The organism is Burkholderia arboris (assembly GCF_902499125.1).
In the GTDB taxonomy this organism is placed as follows: domain Bacteria; phylum Pseudomonadota; class Gammaproteobacteria; order Burkholderiales; family Burkholderiaceae; genus Burkholderia; species Burkholderia arboris.
Map to the genome: position 1 here is coordinate 33,131 of NZ_CABVPX010000008.1, position 18,716 is coordinate 51,846.

The 18,716-nt window shown below is 68.2% G+C and carries 11 protein-coding genes; 6 read left to right on the plus strand and 5 right to left on the minus strand.

Features of this window, described 5'->3' with window-relative positions:
* Positions 1-4: 4 nt before the first annotated feature.
* Positions 5-1,372 (plus strand): sensor histidine kinase, encoded by a 1,368-nt coding sequence (locus BLA15945_RS11925; RefSeq protein WP_264168258.1) that lies wholly within the window; start codon positions 5-7, stop codon positions 1,370-1,372.
* A 173-nt stretch (positions 1,373-1,545) separates the two neighbouring features.
* Here BLA15945_RS11925 and BLA15945_RS11930 read toward each other — a convergent pair whose 3' ends face one another.
* On the minus strand, positions 1,546-2,160 hold the full coding sequence (locus BLA15945_RS11930) for a hypothetical protein (RefSeq protein ID WP_174992439.1): 615 nt from the start codon (positions 2,158-2,160) through the stop codon (positions 1,546-1,548).
* 65 nt (positions 2,161-2,225) lie between these two features.
* Here BLA15945_RS11930 and BLA15945_RS11935 point away from each other — a divergent pair, with 65 nt between their 5' ends.
* From BLA15945_RS11935 to BLA15945_RS11945, 3 genes are all read left to right on the plus strand, one after another.
* Entirely contained in the window at positions 2,226-2,672 is a 447-nt protein-coding gene (locus BLA15945_RS11935) for a MarR family winged helix-turn-helix transcriptional regulator (protein ID WP_174992535.1), read from the plus strand.
* A 37-nt stretch (positions 2,673-2,709) separates the two neighbouring features.
* Positions 2,710-3,078 (plus strand): antibiotic biosynthesis monooxygenase family protein, encoded by a 369-nt coding sequence (locus tag BLA15945_RS11940; protein ID WP_059239560.1) that lies wholly within the window; start codon positions 2,710-2,712, stop codon positions 3,076-3,078.
* 567 nt (positions 3,079-3,645) lie between these two features.
* Complete coding sequence (locus BLA15945_RS11945; protein ID WP_059239558.1) at positions 3,646-3,846, plus strand: DUF805 domain-containing protein; 201 nt, start codon at positions 3,646-3,648, stop codon at positions 3,844-3,846.
* Between the two features lie 473 nt (positions 3,847-4,319).
* Here BLA15945_RS11945 and blaPEN-bcc read toward each other — a convergent pair whose 3' ends face one another.
* Positions 4,320-5,240, minus strand: a complete 921-nt coding sequence (gene blaPEN-bcc, locus BLA15945_RS11950) for a PEN family class A beta-lactamase, Bcc-type (protein ID WP_174992440.1) — start codon at positions 5,238-5,240, stop codon at positions 4,320-4,322.
* 128 nt (positions 5,241-5,368) lie between these two features.
* Here blaPEN-bcc and penR point away from each other — a divergent pair, with 128 nt between their 5' ends.
* Positions 5,369-6,259 (plus strand): beta-lactamase transcriptional regulator PenR, encoded by an 891-nt coding sequence (penR, locus tag BLA15945_RS11955; RefSeq protein ID WP_174992441.1) that lies wholly within the window; start codon positions 5,369-5,371, stop codon positions 6,257-6,259.
* Between the two features lie 506 nt (positions 6,260-6,765).
* Here penR and BLA15945_RS11960 read toward each other — a convergent pair.
* The 3 genes from BLA15945_RS11960 to BLA15945_RS11970 form a co-directional block, all read right to left on the minus strand.
* Complete coding sequence (locus BLA15945_RS11960) at positions 6,766-7,017, minus strand: hypothetical protein (RefSeq protein WP_034180596.1); 252 nt, start codon at positions 7,015-7,017, stop codon at positions 6,766-6,768.
* 96 nt (positions 7,018-7,113) lie between these two features.
* Positions 7,114-9,342, minus strand: coding sequence for an amylo-alpha-1,6-glucosidase (locus tag BLA15945_RS11965; RefSeq protein ID WP_174992442.1), 2,229 nt, complete (start codon positions 9,340-9,342; stop codon positions 7,114-7,116).
* Positions 9,343-9,498: 156 nt separating this feature from the next.
* Entirely contained in the window at positions 9,499-18,099 is an 8,601-nt protein-coding gene (locus BLA15945_RS11970) for an autotransporter-associated beta strand repeat-containing protein (protein WP_174992443.1), read from the minus strand.
* On the opposite strand from BLA15945_RS11970, the gene BLA15945_RS11975 reads away from it, so the two are divergent.
* Complete coding sequence (locus BLA15945_RS11975; RefSeq protein ID WP_081052065.1) at positions 18,041-18,226, plus strand: hypothetical protein; 186 nt, start codon at positions 18,041-18,043, stop codon at positions 18,224-18,226. The two genes, BLA15945_RS11970 and BLA15945_RS11975, sit on opposite strands and share 59 nt — an antisense overlap.
* Positions 18,227-18,716: the final 490 nt, after the last annotated feature.

Here is an 18,716-nt window from a genome sequence, read left to right on the forward strand (position 1 = left end):
CCGCATGCAACGCGCGATCGCGCGCTGGCGCAACGCGTCGCTGCGGCGGCGCCTGCTGACGTGGCTGCTGCCGGCCGCGTGCGTGATCGGCCTGGTCGCGAGCGCGGGCACGTACTGGGGCGCACTGCGCGAACTCGACGACCTGCTCGACGACCAGATGCGCAGCATGTCGAAGCAAATCGTCGTCGGCCCGAACGGCGAGCTGTCGTTCAGCGACCATGCCAACGGCAAGCACGGTTTCGAAGCGAGCGACCCCGATGCCGTGCTGCTGCAGGTCTGGCGCAACGGCACGCTGGTGTATTCGACCGACCGCGACTCGAAGCTGCCGCCGCCCGAACAGAAAGGCATCGCGAGCGTCGACGTCGGCGGCCAGCCGTGGCGCACCTATGTGACCGAACGCGGCGGCACGACGATCCGGCTCGCGCAGGCGCGGCATGCTCGGTGGGAAGCCATCGCGGGCATCGCCGTCCACCTGCTGTGGCCGGTGTTCTCGATGCTGCCGCTGCTCGCGATCGGCCTGTGGTTCGGCATCGGCGCGGGGCTGCGGCCGCTGCGCACGATCGCGTCCGGCTTGAAGCGCAGGAATGCGAACAACCTCGAACCGGTCGACGTCGCGTCGATGCCGAACGAGGTCCGCCCGCTCGCGGAAGCGATCAACGACCTGCTCACGCGCCTCGACCGCTCGTTCACGCTGCAACGTCACTTCATCGCCGATGCCGCACACGAGCTGCGCACGCCAATCATGGGATTGTCGATCCAGTCGCAACTGCTGCGGCGCGCGGCGACGGCCGACGAGCGCGAGCACATCCTCGCGCAGATCCATGCCGGTACGACGCGCCTCGGCCACCTCGCCGAACAGTTGCTGACCCTCGCGCGCCTCGAACCCGATGCGCAGGCGGCCGCCTCCGCATCGGCGCCCGTCGATCTCGCGGCGCTGTGCCGGTCGGTGGTGTCGGACCGCGCGCGCGTCGCCGACGCGCACCGGATCGATCTCGGCGCGATCGTCGCCGCGCCCGTGATGGCTGCGGGCAATGCCGATACGCTGCGCGTGCTGCTGAACAACCTCGTCGACAACGCGATCCGCTATGCGGGCGAAGGCGCGCGCATCGACGTGTCCGCGCGTCTCGACGGCACGACACCCGTGCTCGAAGTCGCCGACGACGGCCCCGGCATTCCGGAGGCGGAACGCACGGACGTGTGGGAGCGCTTCTATCGCGGCGAGGGCGCGCAGGCCGTCACGTCGTCGGGCAGCGGGCTCGGATTGTCGATCGTCAAGCGGATCGCCGAACAGCATCGCGCGACGGTCGCCCTCGGCACGACCCACGGCGGGCACGGGCTGACCGTCACGGTGCGGTTTCCGCTACCGGCCTGATGCGCGCGACAGGCGGCTTTTCCACAGATTATGTTGGCAAGCTTGTGGACAACCGTCCGTTAACGGCACCAAGCCCTTGATCGGAAAGGGTTTGTCGGGCATGCGCGGCAAATGCGCCGGACGGGCGCAGACCGGTACGCGATGCACCGCGGCCGGTCAGCCGCGCGCCCCGCTCAATTGTCGTCAACGATCCGCTCGACCCGCAGGCCGGTCGAGGTTTCGAGAATGCTGGCGTGATGCCGCACCCGGCAATACAGACGTCCTTTCGGATAGTCGTCCGGCATCGGGCGCGTGCGATCCTCGACATGAACCACGACGGTCCCGCCGCCCGGAAAGGCACCGACATGTTCGTCCATGTAATAGAGCTGACCGTTCAACTGGTAATAGCCCTGCCCGAGATACCAGAACGAATCCTTCCCGGTGGCGATCGGCTTGTTGCCGAGATAGATCGCGTCGCCCTTCCTGACGATCGGGAAATACAGCAGGCCGATTTGCGGTTCGATGATCGTGTAGTGATGGGCGCGGATGTCGTCGAGCACCTTGCCGCGGAGTTCGTCACTCATGTAGGTGCTGTCGCCGAAATACTCGGTGTGATGGTAGGGCGGCTGACAGGCATGCGCCATCGTGCCGCACGCCGCCAGCAACGGCACGGCGATCCTCTTCCAGATCGTTCTCACGAATTTCTCTCCAGGTTCCTTATTGTCGGCCAGCGACCGGCTGCAGCCGGTGCCATCGGCGCCGGACCGCGTTGCCAGTGTACCGACCCGCCATCGTTCGTCGACACTCACTCCTCAACTTGACAACCAGTTGTCCATTACGTAAAGTAGTTGTCAATTCATGGCGCGAGTTCGATATGACGAAATCCGAGAAGTTGACCGCCGTCGCGCTGTCCGTATTCCGGTTGAACGGATTGCTGATCGAATGGGGCAACGCCTTTTCCGGGCCGCACGGCCTGACCAGTGCGCGCTGGCAGGTGCTGGGCGCGATCTCGTTGGCATCGGAAGCCCCGAACATCCCGCAGATTGCCGATGCGATGGGCATCACGCGGCAAGCGGTGCTGAAGCAGATCAACGTCCTGACCGAAGAAGGGCTGGTGCTGTCGTTACCCAACCCGGCGCACAAGCGCTCCCCTTTGTATGCGCTGACGCCGCGCGGCGATGCGGCCTATCAGGCCGTGGTCGGGCAGTGGCAACAGCATGTCCGCGACATCGCCGGCGACTTCAGCTCGGCCGACCTCGATGCGGCGATTCGCGTGCTGTCGGCGATGTCCAGCGCGCATGACCAGGACGGCCACGCGTAACCACCCGCCAGCCCCCTCTACCCCACCCGGAGTTCCCATGCCCCACTTCAAGCCGATGGATCCGGCCTTTCCGATCCAGCAACAGATCTCGATCGCTGCGGAGCCGGTCGTTCTCGTCAACCTGTTCACGCTGTCGCCCGCCGATGAAGCCGACTTCCTCGCCGTATGGAAAGACGACGCGGAATTCATGAAGCAGCAGCCGGGATTCATCTCGACGCAGCTTCATCGCGCGCTCGGCGACAGCCCGACTTACCTGAACTACGCGATCTGGGAATCGACGGAAGCTTTTCGCGCGGCCTTCACGCACCCGGAGTTCGTCGCCAAGCTGTCGGCCTATCCGTCGTCCGCGGTCGCCAGCCCGCATCTGTTCCAGAAAGTCGGCGTCCCCGGAATCTGCACGGCCTGAGTGCGCATGCGACGCGTGGCAGCGCGTGGCATCGGCCGATCGCGAACCCGGACTTCTCCACAGAAAATGTTGGCAAGCTTGTGGATATCCTGCGCACCGCAACGCTAAACCCTTGATCCGATGGACTTTGGCACGCGTGATGCAGACGATGCCCTGGGCATGGCCGTCGCACACACCGCTTCGCCGCACATCGCATCACGACGCCACGACGATGCACGCCCGATGCACGCCGCACCCGTCGCACATGGGCCGGCCTCGCATTGCGCGACTTACCCACAGATTGTGTTGGCAAGCTTGTGGATATCCTGCGCAAGCATGCGCTAAGCCGTTGATCGGCCTACGGTTCATGCCGCGCGTCACCATTTCGGCAATGCGCGGTGGGCCGGTGCGCGGACACGGACGATCCGGTGCAATCGCAACGCACTGCCGATGCCTTGACGCCCGTGCACGTCACGCAGCAAGATCATGCGAGCCGCACGCGGCCGCGCATCGCCGGCTTCGCGCGTCGGCGCCACGGGCCGGCCGTTCCGCCGGCACCGCATTACGACACTCACTCCGAGGAAGGCCATGGAACACTTCACCGCGTGGCAGTTGCTCGTCTCGCTCGTGCTCGTCGCCATCGTCGTCTATCCGTACGTCCGCATCGTCCGGCGCACCGGGCATTCGGGCTGGTGGATCCTGGCGATGTTCGTCCCGGTCCTGAACTTCGTGATGTTGTGGGTGTTCGCGTTCGCGCGCTGGCCTGCCGTCGACGATCGGCAGCCCTGAGCGCTACCGTTGCGGCGGCACCCAGGCTTGTCCACAGATTGTGTTGGCAAGCATGTGGATAGCCTGCGCATACCGCGACCAAGCGCTTGATCCGAAAGGCTTTGTCCGTGCTGCTTCGAATGCGGCACGCGGCCGGCAAAGCGCCGGTTGCATGCCGCTCCGTCGCGTGACGCGGCGATCTCCGCGACGGTTCGCCCGCTTGTCCACAGATTGTGTTGGCAAGCATGTGGATAGCCTGCGCATACCGCGGCCAAGCGCTTGATCCGAAAGACTTTGCCCGTGCTGCTTCAAATGCGGCACGACGGTGCGCGCCGCGCCGGACGCGGCCGCTCGCAGGCTTGTCCACAATTTTTGTTGGCAAGCATGTGGATATCCTGAGCATGCGTGACCTAAGTCGTTGATCGCACAACGTTTGATCACGCGGATCACGACTGCGGCACGGCGTGCCTGCGGCGCCCGCCGCGCCGCCATGCTCAACCGAACGTCTGCGCCACGATGCGCGCGACCGACGCGATCACGTCGTCCTTCGCACGCGCATCGGCTTGCGACTGCGTGTAGTACACGACCAGCACGATCGGCGCGCGCAACGCCGGCCAGATGACGCCCGCATCGTTCGTCGTCCCGTAGTCGCCGGTACCGGTCTTGTCGCCCACCGCCCACCCGGCCGGCACACCTGCGCGAATCCGCTTGTCGCCGACCTTGTTGCCGCGCAGCCATGTGACGAGTTGCGCACGCTGCGCGGCCGGTAGCGCCTCGCCGAGCGTCAGCATGCGCATGCTCGCGGCCATCGCGGCGGGCGTCGTCGTGTCGCGCGGGTCGCCCGGCAACGCGGTGTTCAGTTCGGTCTCCCATCGATCGAGGCGGAACGTGTCGTCGCCGATCGAGCGCGCGTACGCGGTCACCGCCGACGGGCCGCCGATCAGCTTCATCAGCAGGTTCGCGGCCGAGTTGTCGCTGTACTGGATCGTCGCCTCGCACAGCGCGGCGACCGTCATGCCCGCGCCGACATGCTTCTCCGACACCGGCGAATAGTTGACGAGGTCGGCCCTGGTGTACGTGACGCGCTGTTGCAGCAGCCCCGGGCGATCGACGCTCTGCGCGAGCACCGCCGCGCTCAGCATCGCCTTGAACGTGCTGCAGAACGGGAAGCGCTCGCCCGAACGATGTTCGATGCGGCGGCCGCCCGCGGTATCGATCGCACAGACGCCGAGGCGGCCGCCCGCGTTGCGTTCGAGATCGGCAAACGCCGCCACGGCGGCAGCCGCATCCGCCGCTGCCGGATGGGCCGCACCCGGCGCCGCGCCCTGCGGCGACACGCAAGCGGTGACGGTAAGGACGAGCGGCGCCGTCGCGGCGGCCAGCAACAGGGTTCGACGTTTCGATGAGTAGGTCATGTCGGTTGTCTCGTGGTGGAATGGAGGCGAATCGATGTTGAAAACGGCCGGCCGCCGAGACAGCACTATCGTGACTTTACGGTTGCCTGACAAGCAACGATAATTGAGCGCTGACGAAAGAAAATCTTATGACGAAGCTCCGCCCTCATCTTCCGCTCAATGCCCTGCGCGCCTTCGAATCGTCGGCGCGCCACCTGAACTTCACGCGCGCCGGCCTCGAACTCAGCGTGACCCAGGCCGCGGTCAGCCAGCAGGTGCGCTCGCTCGAGGAACGGCTCGGCTGTACGCTGTTCACCCGGCTGCCGCGCGGTCTCGGGCTCACCGACGAGGGGCGCGCGCTGCTGCCGGTGCTGAGCGATGCGTTCAGCCGCATCGAGACGGTGCTCAAGCAGTTCGACGGCGGGCGCTTCCGCGAGGTGCTGACGCTGGGAGTCGTCGGCACCTTTGCCATAGGCTGGCTAATGCCGCGGCTGAAGCAGTTCGGCGACACGCACCCGTTCGTCGAGCTTCGGCTGCGGACCAACAACAACGTCGTCGACCTCGCGGCCGAAGGCCTCGACTTCGCGATCCGCTTCGGCGAAGGCAATTGGCCGGCGACGCGCAACGAACGGTTGCTCGATGCACCGCTCACCGCGCTGTGCGCGCCGGAGATCGCGCGGCGCCTCGCACATCCGGCCGATCTCGCGAACGAAACGCTGCTGCGCTCGTACCGCACTGACGAATGGCTCGGCTGGTTCGACGCCGCGCAACTCGAGCCGTGGGCGGTCAACGGGCCGGTATTCGATTCGTCCCGGCTGATGGTCGAGGCCGCGATGCAGGGCGCGGGTGTCGCGCTCGCGCCGGCCTGCATGTTCGCGCGCGAACTGCAGCTCGGCCTGCTCGCGCGTCCGCTCGACATCGACGTGCGCACCGGCGGCTACTGGCTCACGTCGCTGAAATCGAAACCGCTGACGCCCGCGATGGCACTCTTTCGCGACTGGATCGTGACCGAAGCGGCCGGCGCAGCGCCGATCGAGTAACGCGATCGCGCTTGTCCACAGAAAGTGTTGGCAAGGATGTGGATATCCTGGGTACCCGGGACCTAAGCCCTTGATCGCGCACGAATTAGCGCGCCGATCCAGACATCGGGCAGCCTTGGTGCACGGGCTTCGCGCGCCGGCCCCATTCAGGCCCGATCCTCAACCAATGCGACGCAATCGATTGCGAGTTGTCCACAGATTTTGTTGGCAAGCCTGTGGATATCCTTCAGATCGGACGCGTAACATCTTGATACACAAGGGGATTCGGTATACGGACTTTGACCGGTCAACGGTGTGGCACCCGAACGGCTTTCAAACCGTGCAGCGGGCCCCCACCGCACGCTGACCGAAGGCCGGCAGGTTCTCCACAGATTGTGTTGGCAAGCTTGTGGATATCCTGCGCACCAGCCGCCTAACTCATTGAGCGCACGGGGTTTTGTGCTTCATCTGCAGAATCGGGCAGCGCCGGTGCGGCCCGTGCGGCCGACACCGGCGCCAGCCGGACATCAATGCCGGTCGAGCCCGCCGCGCAATTCGCTCGCCTTGTCGCGCAGCGCTTCGTATCCCGAACGCGCATGCTCGGGCAGGTCGGGATCGCCGATCAGTGCGCCGAGCGTTTCGATCAGGCTGAACAGGATGCCCTTCGCCGCGCCGACCGCAATGCTCTGCGATTCGATCGACTTGTGCAGGTGGTCGACCGCCGCTTCCAGATTCTCGAGCTTCTGCTCGCCGTCGTCGGGCCGGTTGTCGGTCGTCATCGTCTACCTCCGCCATCGTTCAAGGGTCATGTCACGATTCTATGCCGCTGCGCGCGAACGTGGCGCGACATCGCGCAACGTTCGCGCAGCACGGCGCTACAGCACCGCGACCACCTTCACGCGGCCCGGCTGCTCCGCCGCCGCGACGACCTGGCCGTCGACGCGGCGGAACGTCAGCGACACGGTTTCGTCGCCAACGCGCAGCGCATCGATCCGCAGCCAGTCGACGCCTTCCGGCAACGCCGGACGCTCGACGCGCACCTCGTGGCGCGACGCGTCGATGCTCACGCCGAGACACGCCTGCAACATCATGAACGGCGCGCCGGCCGCCCACGCCTGCGGCAGGCAGGCCACCGGGTAAGCGGTCGGCGGTTCGCCGCGCCGGCGCGGGAACCCGCAGAACAGTTCCGGCAAACGCATCTCGAAGCTCACCGCCGCCTCGAACAGCGCCCGCAGCAGGTTCACCGCGGCCGTCTTGTCGCCGTAGCGCGCCAGGCCGCGCGCGATGAGCGCATTGTCGTGCGGCCACACCGAGCCGTTGTGATAGGCCATCGGGTTGAAGCGCGGCTGGCCGGCCGCAAGCGTGCGGATACCCCACCCCGTCTGGAACAGCGCGGAGCCCAGCACGCCGGCGACGGCCGCGCCGCGTTCGGCGTCGGGCAGCCCGAACGCGAGCAGGTGGCCCGCGTTCGACGCGAACACGCGGCACAGGTCGCCATGCCCGTCGAGCGCGATCCCGTAGAAATCGCCTTCCGGCATCCAGAACAGCGCGTCGACCTGGTCGCGCAGCGTCTTCGCACGCAGCGCGTAGCGCGTCGCGTCGGCTGCGTGGCCGCGCCGGTGCGAACATACCGACATCGCGTCGAGCGCCGCGCACGCATAGGCCTGCACTTCGACGAGCGCGATCGGCCCGTCGGGGAAACGGCCGTCCGCATGGAACACCGAATCGTGGCTGTCCTTCCAGCCCTGGTTCGCAAGGCCGCGCTCCGACGTGCGCTGGTAATCGAGCAGTCCGTACGGATTGCGGTCGCACTTGTCGATCACCCATTGCGCGGCGCGCTCGAGCGCGGGCCACAGCTCGTCGATCAGCGCATCGTCGCCGGTGCGTTCGACATAGGCGCCCGCGAGCACGATGAACAGCGGAGTCGTATCGACGCCGCCGTAGTACAGCGCGAACGGCACCTCGCCCGTCGCGGCCATCTCGCTGCGGCGGAACTCGTGCATGATCTTGCCGGGCTCCGCATCGCGGAACGCGGAGGTTTCGCGCGCCTGGTGCTCGGCAAGAAAACGCAGCACGCCGCGCGCAAGCGACGGCTGCAGCCACAGCATCTGCAACGACGTGATCACCGCATCGCGGCCGAATGGCGTCGAGAACCACGGAATGCCCGCATACGGGTATGGCCCCGTGTCGAGCTGCGTCGTGAGCAGCCCGAGATCCGCGAGCGAACGGTCGAGCCATGCGTCGAACAGCGGGTTGCCGGTGTTCACGCGCGCCATCGACTCGCGCCGCGCACGCATCTCGCGATGCACGCCGACGAGCGCGGTGCGCAGCACGACGCGGCCGCATCCGGGCCCGGGCCCTTCGCCGTGCGCCGGGCCGAGCGTCGCGTCGACGGTCAGGTAGATCGACACGCACGCCTGCGCGGCGATCGTCAGCGTGTAGTCGGCACGATCGGCCGACAGCGCATCGGGCGCCGGCGAGAAATGCACGGTCAAGTTGCGCTCGACACTGTCGAGGCCGTCGTAACGCAGCCGCACCGCACCTGCATCGACGCGCGGAGCAACGACCGTGCCGCGCGTCGGGCGCTGCGTGCCGCGCACCTCGAACATGTCCTTGAAATCGGCCGCGAACGACAGCGACAGCGGCACCTCGGCTTCGCTCGCCCCGTAGTTCGTCAGCGTCAGCGCTTCGTACAGCACGTCGCCCGCGAGCACGCGCATCCGCTCGATATGGATCACGCCCTCGGGCGTCTCGTGGCCGCCGAGCGGCGGCAGCGGACGGTTCGTCAGGTGTGCGGTGAACGACGCGTTGTCGGCGCTCGTCGCGCCCGACAGCAGGGACGGCGCACGGCCGCCGAACGTCAGGCGCCACTTCGACAGCACGCGCATGTCGTCGACGAACAGGCCGTCGTCATGACCGCCGATGTCGCCGAGGGCATCGCTGACCACGAACGCATCGCCGGATTTCAGCACGTACTGGTTGTTGCGCGCGAGGATCTGCGGATCGGCTTCTGGCGCGATGAAGGCGGGGCCCGACGCGGCGGTCGGGGCAGCAGGCGCGACTTGCGGCGCCTGCGTCGTGGCGGCTTCGGCGTGATTCGGCATCGATGCTCCTGTGTCGAGGCGCAACGCGCGGCGCGCGTCGCGTATTTCGCACAGGATAGGCCAGAACGGGGGACGTGCGCAGCGACGAAAAAGACGCGACGCCCTGCGACGTTACCGTCGCAGCCAGGCGTCGCGCACAGGCACGTCAGGTGCAGCTCAGAACTTCCACAGGATGTTGCCGAGAATCGCGTTGTCACGCACGCCGCTGCCGTACTGGCCGCTGTACGTGAGGCCGAGCGTCAGGCGCTTCGTGATGTTCGCGTCGATACCGGCTTCGAGCACCGCGCTGTCGCGCGCAATCGGCACGCCCGACACCTGGAACGACGTGCCGCCGTTCGCGAACGTGAATGACGACGACGGCCGCACGTTGCCGAATGCGTGGCGCCAGCCGACCGTCCCGCGCGCGGTGAACGTACCGCTCCCGATCGAGCCGAGTTGCGACGCCGCGCGCAGGCCGAGCGTGGAGAAGCCGACGTGGGTCGTCTCGCCGCCGGCGCGCAGTGCCGCCGCGCCGCCGTTTTCCGTATAGCCGTCGGTATGCACGTTCACATACGCGAGGCCCGCGAACGGTTCGATCGCGACCGGCCCGACCGGCAGCGCATAGCCGACTTCGCCGAACACCTGCGCCGAATTCGCGTTGTAGCCGGCCGAGTCATGATCGGAGAAGCCCGCGAAACCCGGATACCGGTCGCTGTTGATCCGGTACCACGTGTACGACGCGCCGCCGCGCACGCCGAGCGCGCCGTACTGCGCGCCGCCGTACAGCGACAGGTAGTAGCTGTTCACCGCCGCCGACGAGCTCTGGTCGTTGTCGAGCGAGCTGTGCGTGACGCCTGCCGCCAGACCCGCACGCCACTTGTCGTTGAGCGCCATGTCGGCACCGGCGATGAAGCCCGTCATGCTGCGGTTGATCGACGATGCGTTGCCGTCGCCGGCGAGCCGGCTGCGGCCGCCGAACGCCTGGCCCCAGACCACCGGTTGATACGGCGTGCCGCCGTAGCACCCTTCGCGCGAACCGATCCGGCGTTCCGGCGGCAGCGTCGGATCGACCGCGCCGGCCGTGTTGTCGCCGCACAGCGCGGCGCCGCCCGACGACAGCGCCGCGAGCGGGCCCGATCCGGGCGCGAGGCCCTGGCGGACACGATCGGTCACCGCTTCACGCACGTAACGGCTGTCGAGCAGCAGCATGCTCTTCAGGCTCGCCTGCAGTTCGCCGTCGAGCAGCCCGTAGGCGCGGCGCGCGGTGGGCGCATCGGTCGTCAGCACCGCGTCGTACAGCGGGTTGCCGGCGCCGAGCCCGCCGAGTGCGGTCGCGACCGAGCGCTGATTCGGCGTCGTCGCGACGTCGGGCAGCGACGTGCCGTTCGCGACGAGCCGCAGGTACACGTGATCCGGATCGTAGCTGAGCGTCGGCGTCAGGAACGCGTAGTTCGCGTTCACCTGGGTGAACGCGCCCTGCACGCCCGACGACGCGGTGAGGATCGTATACGTCGTGCTCGGCTGGTAGCTGCTCTGGTTCGCGAGCACTTGCACGGTGCCCCCGTTCAGCGTCGCCGTGCCGCTCGCGGCGAGGCTGCCGCTCTGCTGCGGCGTCGCCGCGACCTGGAACGTCGAACCCGGCTGGAACGTGACGTTGCCCCCCACGTTCAGCGCCGCGCCCGGCTGCGCGGCAGCCGCCGTCGCGCCGCCCAGTACCACGAGGCCGCCGACCGTGCCGGTACCCGTCAGCGTCGCGCCGCTCTGCACGGTGACGGTCGACTGGCCGAGCGAACCGTTGACGGCGAGCGTACCCGCGCCGACCGTGGTCGGGCCGCTCAGCGTGTTCGTGCCCGTCAGCGTCAGTTGTCCGGTGCCGGCCTGGGTCAGCGAGCCGGTGCCGGACAGCACGCTCGCGATCGTCACGTTGCCGGATTGATTGACGACCAGTGCGCCGTTGTCGACGACATTGCCGGCCACGCTGCCCGACGTGCCGCCGTTGCCGAGCTGCAGCGTGCCGCCGGTCGCGATCGTGGTCCCGCCGGTGTACGTGTTGCCGCCGGTCAGCACCTGCGTGCCGCTTGCCACCGTCACGCCGCCGGAACCGCCGATCGTGCCGCCGAACGTGCTGCCGCCGTTGCCGTTCAGCGTCAGCGCGTTGCTGCCGAGGTTGACGTTCGTACCGGCCGCACCGGACAGCGCGCCGACCGTTTGCGTGCCGGTCGCACCGCTCACGTCGAACGTCGCACCCGTACCGGCGAGGTTCACTGCCCCCGTCGACGCGAGGCTACCGCCCGCGCCGAGTGCGAGCGTGCTGCCGCCGTTGACCGTCGTGCCGCCGGTGTACGTATTCGCGCCCGTCAGCGTCTGCGTGCCGGTGCCCGCGACCGTCACCCCGCCCGCACCGCCGATGGTCCCGCCGAACGTGCCGGCCCCGCTGCCGTTCAGCGTCAGCGCATTCGTGCCGAGGTTCACGTTCGTGCCGGCCGCGCCGGTCAGCGTGCCGATCGTCTGCGCGCCCGTTGCGCCGCTCAGATTGAACGTCGCACCTGCACCCGCGAGGTTCACCGCGCCGGTCGACGCGAGACTGCCACCTGCAACGAGTGCGAGCGTGCTGCCTCCGTTAATCGTCGTGCCGCCCGTGTACGTATTCGCGCCCGTCAGCGTCTGCGTGCCGGTGCCCGCGAGCGTCACGCCGCCCGTGCCGCCAATCGCGCCGCCGAACGTGTTGTTGCCGCTGCCGTTCAGCGTCAGCGCGTTCGCCCCCAGGCTCACGTTCGAGCCGGCCGCGCCGGTCAGCGCGCCGATCGTCTGCGTGCCCGTCGCACCGCTCACGTCAAACGTCGCCCCCGTGCCCGCGAGATTCACCGTGCTGCCCGACGCGAGGCTGCCGCCCGCGCCGAGTGCGAGCGTGCTGCCGCCGTTGATCGTCGTGCCACCGGTGTACGTGTTCGCGCCCGTCAGCGTCTGCGTGCCCGTACCCGCAACCGTCACGGCACCCGTACCGCCGATCGTCCCGCCGAATGCACCGGCACCGCTGCCGCTCAACGTCAGCGCATTCGCGCCGAGGGTCACGTTCGTACCGCTCGCGCCCGTCAGCGTGCCGATCGTCTGCGCGGCCGTCGCACCGCTCAGGTTGAACGTCGCGCCTGCGCCGGTCAGATTCACCGAGCCGGCCGATGCGAGGCTGCCGCCCGCGCCGAGCGCGAGCGTGCCGCCGCCGCTGATCGTTGTGCCGCCCGTATAGGTGTTTGCGCCCGTCAGGGTCTGCGTACCCGTACCGGCCAGCGTCACGCCACCCGTGCCGCCGATCGCGCCACCGAACGTGCTGTTGCCGTTGCTGCTCAGCGTCAGCGTGTTGCTGCCGAGATTCACGTTCGTGCCGGCTGCACCGGCCAGCGAGCCGATCGTCTGGGCGCCCGTCGCACCGCTCAGGTTGAACGTCGCACCCGTGCCGGCGAGGTTCACCGCGCCCGTCGATGCGAGGCTGCCACCTGCAACGAGTGCGAGCGTGCTGCCTCCGTTGATCGTCGTGCCGCCCGTGTACGTATTCGCGCCCGTCAGCGTCTGCGTGCCGGTACCCGCCAGTGTCACGCCGCCCGTGCCGCCAATCACGCCGCCGAACGTACCGTTGCCGCTGCCGTTCAGCGTCAACGTGTTCGCGCCGAGGCTCACGTTCGTACCGCTCGCGCCCGTCAGCGTGCCGAGCGTTTGCGCGCCCGATGCGCCGCTCAGGTTGAACGTCGCGCCCGCGCCCGCAAGATTGACCGCACTGCCCGACGCGAGACTGCCGCCCGCGCCGAGCGCAAGCGTGCTGCCGCTGTCGATCGTCGTGCCGCCCGTATACGTGTTCGCACCCGTCAGCGTCTGCGTGCCGGTACCGGCGAACGTCACATTGCCCGTCCCGCCGATCGTGCCGCCGAACGTGTTGTTGCCGCTACCGTTCAGCGTCAACGCATTCGCGCCGAGGCTCACGACGGACCCGGCCACACCGGTGAGCGCGCCGACCGTCTGCGCGCCCGTCGCGCCGCTCACGTCGAACGTCGCAGCCGCGCCCGCGAGATTCACCGCGCCCGTCGATGCGAGGCTGCCACCTGCAACGAGTGCGAGCGTGCTGCCTCCGTTAATCGTCGTGCCGCCCGTGTACGTATTCGCGCCCGTCAGCGTCTGCGTGCCGGTGCCCGCGAGCGTCACGCCGCCCGTGCCGCCAATCGCGCCGCCGAACGTGTTGTTGCCGCTGCCGTTCAGCGTCAGCGTGTTCGCCCCCAGGCTCACGTTCGTGCCGGCCGCGCCGGTCAGCGCGCCGAGCGTTTGCGCGCCCGTTGCGCCACTCACGTCGAACGTCGCACCCGTGCCCGCGAGATTCACCGCGCTGCCCGATGCGAGGCTGCCGCCCGCACCCAGCGCGAGCGTGCTGCCGCCGTCGATCGTCGTGCCGCCGGTGTAGGTGTTCGCACCCGTCAGCGTTTGCGTGCCCGTGCCGGCAAACGTCACCCCGGCCGTCCCGCCAATCGCACCGCCGAACGTGTTGTTGCCGCTGCCGTTCAGCATCAGCCCGTTCGCGCCGAGGATCACGTTCGTGCCGATCGCGCCTGTCAGCGCACCGATCGTCTGCGCGCCCGAGGCCCCGCTCAGGTTGAACGTCGCACCGGCGCTCGCGAGGTTCACGGCACCCGTCGCCGCGAGGCTGCCGCCCGCGCCGAGCGCAAGCGTGCTGCCGCCGCCGATCGTCGTGCCGCCGGTGTACGTGTTCGCGCCCGTCAGCGTTTGCGTGCCCGCGCCAGCCACCGTCAGACCACCGGTGCCGCCGATCACCCCGCCGAACGCGTGGTTGCCGGCGGCGCTCAGCGTCAGCCCGTTGCCGCCCAGATTCACGTTGGTGCCGGCCGCGCCGGTCAGTGCGCCGATCGTCTGCGCGCCCGAGGCCCCGCCCAGGTTGAACGTCGCACCGGCGGCCGCCAGATTCACCGTGCCGGTCGACGCAAGACTGCCGCCCGCGCCCAGCGCCAGCGTGCTGCCGCCGCCGATCGTCGTGCCGCCCGTATAGGTGTTCGCGCCGGACAACGTCTGCGTACCGGTGCCCGACAGCGTCAGGCTGCCCGTGCCGCCGATCGCGCCGCTGAACGTGCCGCTGGCCGTGCCGCCCAGCGTCAGCGCGTTGCCGCCGAGACTCACGTTCGTGCCGGCCACCCCGGACAGCGCGCCGAGCGTTTGCGCGCCGGTCGCAGCGCTCAGATCGAGTGTCGCGCCGGCACCCGCGAGATTCATCGCGCCGGTCGAGGCGAGGCTACCGCCCGCGCCCACCGCCAGCGTGCCGGCGTTGATCGTCGTGCCGCCCGTGTAAGTGTTCGCGCCGGTCAGGGTGGTCGTCGCCGCACCGTTCTTCACGAGCGCACCCGCGCCGGAAATCGCCCCCCCCAGCCCGAGCGCGTTGCTGCCGCCCAGCGTCAGCGTTGCGCCCGTGCCGACCGTCACCGCGTTGCCGACCGTCAGGCTCGTATTCGTATCGAGCGTCGCCGAACCGCCGACGTTCAGTGCGCCGGTACCGAGCGCCCCGTTGTTGCCGAGCACGAGGCCGCCGCTGTTGAGGTTCGTGCCGCCCGTATAGGTGCTCGCGCCGTTCAGCGTCTGCGTGCCGGTGCCGGCGAGCGTCAGGCTGCCGGTGCCGCCGATCGCGCCGCTGAAGGTGCCGCTGGCGGTGCCGCCCAGCGTCAGTGCGTTGCCGCCCAGATTGATGTTCGTTCCCGTGACACCCGACAGGGCGCCGAGTGTTTGCCCGCCCGTCGCAGCGCTCAGGTCCAGTGTCGCGCCGGCACCCGCGAGGTTCATCGCGCCGGTCGAGGCGAGGCTGCCGCCCGCGCCCACCGCCAGCGTGCCGGCGTTGATCGTCGTGCCGCCCGTGTAGGTATTCGTGCCGGTCAGCGTCGTGGTCGCCGCGCCGTTCTTCACGAGACTGCCCGCGCCGGAAATCGCGCCGCCCAGCGCGAGGTTGTTGCTGCCGCCCAGCGTCAGTGCAGCGCCCGTGCCGAGGTTGACCGCGTTGCCGACCGACAGGCTCGTATTCGTATCGAGTGTCGCCGCGCCGCCGACGTTCAGTGCGCCGCTACCGAGCGCCCCGTTGTTGCCGAGCACAAGGCTGCCGCTGTTCAGGTTCGTGCCGCCGGTATAGGCGTTTGCGCCGTTCAGCGTCTGCGTACCGGTGCCCGCCAGCGTCAGGCTGCCCGTGCCGCCGATCGTCCCGCTGAACGTGCCGCTGGCGGTGCCGCCCAGCGTCAGTGCGCCGGCGCCGAGACTCACGCTCGTGCCGGCGGCGCCCGACAGCGCGCCGATCGACTGCGCACCGCCGGCGCTGATGTCGAGCGTGGCACCCGGATTGACCAGGTTCACCGTGCCCGTGGACGACAGGCTGCCGCCCGCGCCGATCGCCAGCGTGCCGGCATTGATCGTCGTGCCGCCCGTGTACGTGTTCGCACCCGTCAGCGTCGTGGTCGCCGCGCCATTCTTCACGAGGCTGCCCGCGCCGGAAATCGCGCCGCTCAACCCGAGGCTGTTGCTGCCGCCCAGCGTCAGCGCGGCGCCCGTGCCGAGAGTGATCGCATTGCCGACCGTCAGGTTCGCGTTCGTGTCGAGCGTCGCCGCGCCGCCGACGGTCAGCGCGCCGGTGCCGAGCGCCGACGCGTTGCCGAGCACCAGGCCGCCGGCATTCAGCGTCGTACCGCCCGTGTAGTTGTTCGCGCCGGACAGCGTGACCGCCGCCGCGCCGTTCTTCACGAGACCGCCGCCGCCGGAGATCTGGCCGCTCAGGCCGAGACCGGTGCTGCCGCCGAGCGTCAACGTGGTCCCGGTCGCGATGTTGACGCCGTTCGCGAGCGACACGCTGGTGGTTGCATCGAGCGACGACGAGCCGTTCACGTTCACCGCGCCGGTGCCGAGCGCCGCATTGCTGCCGACGACGACGTTGCCGCCGTTCAGGTTGGTGCCGCCCGAGTACGTGTTCGTGCCCGTCAGCGCCTGCGTGCCGCTGCCCGACAGCGTCACGCCGCCAGCCCCGCCGATCGTGCCGGCATAGGTTGCATTGCCGCTGCCGTTGAGGGTCAGCGAATTGCCGCCGAGGTTCACGCTCGTGCCGGCCGCCCCCGCCAGCGAGCCGATCGTCCGCGCGCCCGAGGCTCCGCTCACGTCGAGCGCCGCGCCTGCAGCGGCCAGATTGACCGTGCCGGTCGACGCCAGACTGCCGGCGCCGCTCAGCGCAAGCGTGCCGCCGTTGATGGTCGTATCGCCGGTATATGTGTTCGCGCCGCTCAGCGTCGTGGTCGCGGCGCCGTTCTTCACGAGGCCGCCGTTTCCGGTGATCGCGCCCGTCAGCCCGAGATTGTTGCTGCCGCCGATCGTCAGCGCCGTACCGGTGGCGAGATTGACCGCATTGTTGAGCGTCACGTTCGTGCTCGTGTCGAGCGACGCCGACGCGTTGACATTCAGCGCACCACTGCCGAGCGCCGCATTGTTGCCGACCACCACGCCGCCGGCGTTCAGGTTCGTGCCGCCCGTGTACGTGTTCGCGCCGGTCAGCGTCAGCGTGCCGCCATCGTTCTTCGTCAGCGCGCCGCCACCCGACACCGTGCCCGACAGCGCGAGCCCGGTTGCGCCCTGCACCGTCAGCCCACCCACGCCCAGCGTCACGCTGTTGGAAACGTTGAGCCCCGCCGTGCCCGCCTGCAGCGCGCCGCCGTTGCCCGTGACGTTGCCCGTGCCGAGCGACCCGTTGTTGTTGATGATCGCCACGCCACCGCTCAGCGTCGCGTCCTGCGCGGTCGACGCGCCGTTGATCGTCCAGTTGCCGTTCTGGACGTTCAGGTGATTGAAGTTGATGTAATTGTTGGCCGCGATCGTGCCGTTCGCGGTGCCGCCCTGCTTCAGGTTGAGGGTGTTGTCGCCGCCCGCGCCGCCATCCACGACGCCCGTCGCCGCGACGCCGATCGTGACCGGGCCGACCGTGATGTTGAACGCGCCGCCGGTGCCGCCTGCCGCGTTGACCGACGAGCCCGTCACGGCGTTGAACGTGTTGTTGCTGTTCGCGCCCATCGACACGCTGCCGTTGATCGTGCCCGAGTTGGTCAACGTATTGCCCTGCCCGGGCGTGCCGTTCGAGCCGAACGACACGCGGCCGGTGATCGTCCCGCTGTTCGACATGTTGACCTGGCCGCCGCCGTATGCGGCCACCACGGGCGCATCCGCGCCGACGAGGGTCGCGCCGACCAGCGGGTTCGAGCCGATCGAACCGGTGTTCGTGATGTTCGACGTGCCGCCCGTGCCGTTCTGGACCGACAGCGCCATGCCCGTCACGCCGCTGATCGCCACGCCGGTCGAGCCGTTCATCGTGCCGTTGTTGACGACGGTGGTGTTCGCGCTCGCCGATGCATTGCCGACGACCGTGCCGCTCGACAGCACGCCGAGCCCGGTGCCGAGCGCTGACGGGTCGATCGTGCCGTTGTTGGTCAGCTGGACATTGTTGCCGGTCAGCGACATCGCGGTGCCGCCCACGCCGAGCAACACGCCAACGCTCGCACCGGGATTGACGGTGGCGTTGATGTTGTTCGCGCTGTTCGCATAGCTCGGCTGCAACGGGTTCGCGATCCCGGAGCAGGTCACCGTCGTGCCTGCCGTGCTGCAGGTCGCTTGAGCAGGCACGATACCCGCGCCGGACAGCGCCAGGAAAACGCCCGTGGGCAACAGCAGTCTCGGAAACGGCTCACCGGCTTTTTTCGAACGCGCAAGGTTCATGCTTTCCCTCGTTTTTGGTTTCGGCTTTGGTATTGGCATTGCGACCGCCACGCACGGCACGCAGCAGAAAATCACGGACAAAAGCATCCGCCCCGGCGGTCGCAGTGCGACGTCGGTTAATTCATGAATGAACTCTTAATCACCCCGGAATCGGGATTTCAGACGCAAGGCTAGTCAAGTGACATGATGGCGGCCCCTGTTCTTCTGCAGCGACTTTCTGGTTGATTTGATTACCGTTCCGCTTTTATCAGACAAGGCTATATCAAACTCAAACCGTTTTCCAGTCGATATTCACTCATCGGATCAAGGGCCGACGGGTATGTATTTTTTACCCGACACGGAATTCTTGAAAACGGCATGCCGCATGTTTTTCGCCTGCTTATTTTGATTTTTGGCAAAAATATCGAACACGCCGCATCCGTGAAAACGCCGATATACGATTTCGATTCAACGTATATGGCCCCTGCGGCACGGGCATTTACTGCCGCGAATCGTCAATACGAATAATCAGCGCCTGCTTAATAGCCGAACGAGTTCGAATTCTTGAACAATCCGGGAAATTGATTCTATTTTCGCTTCGCATCGGATCGAAAATGCGAAACGTTGTCGTTTGGACT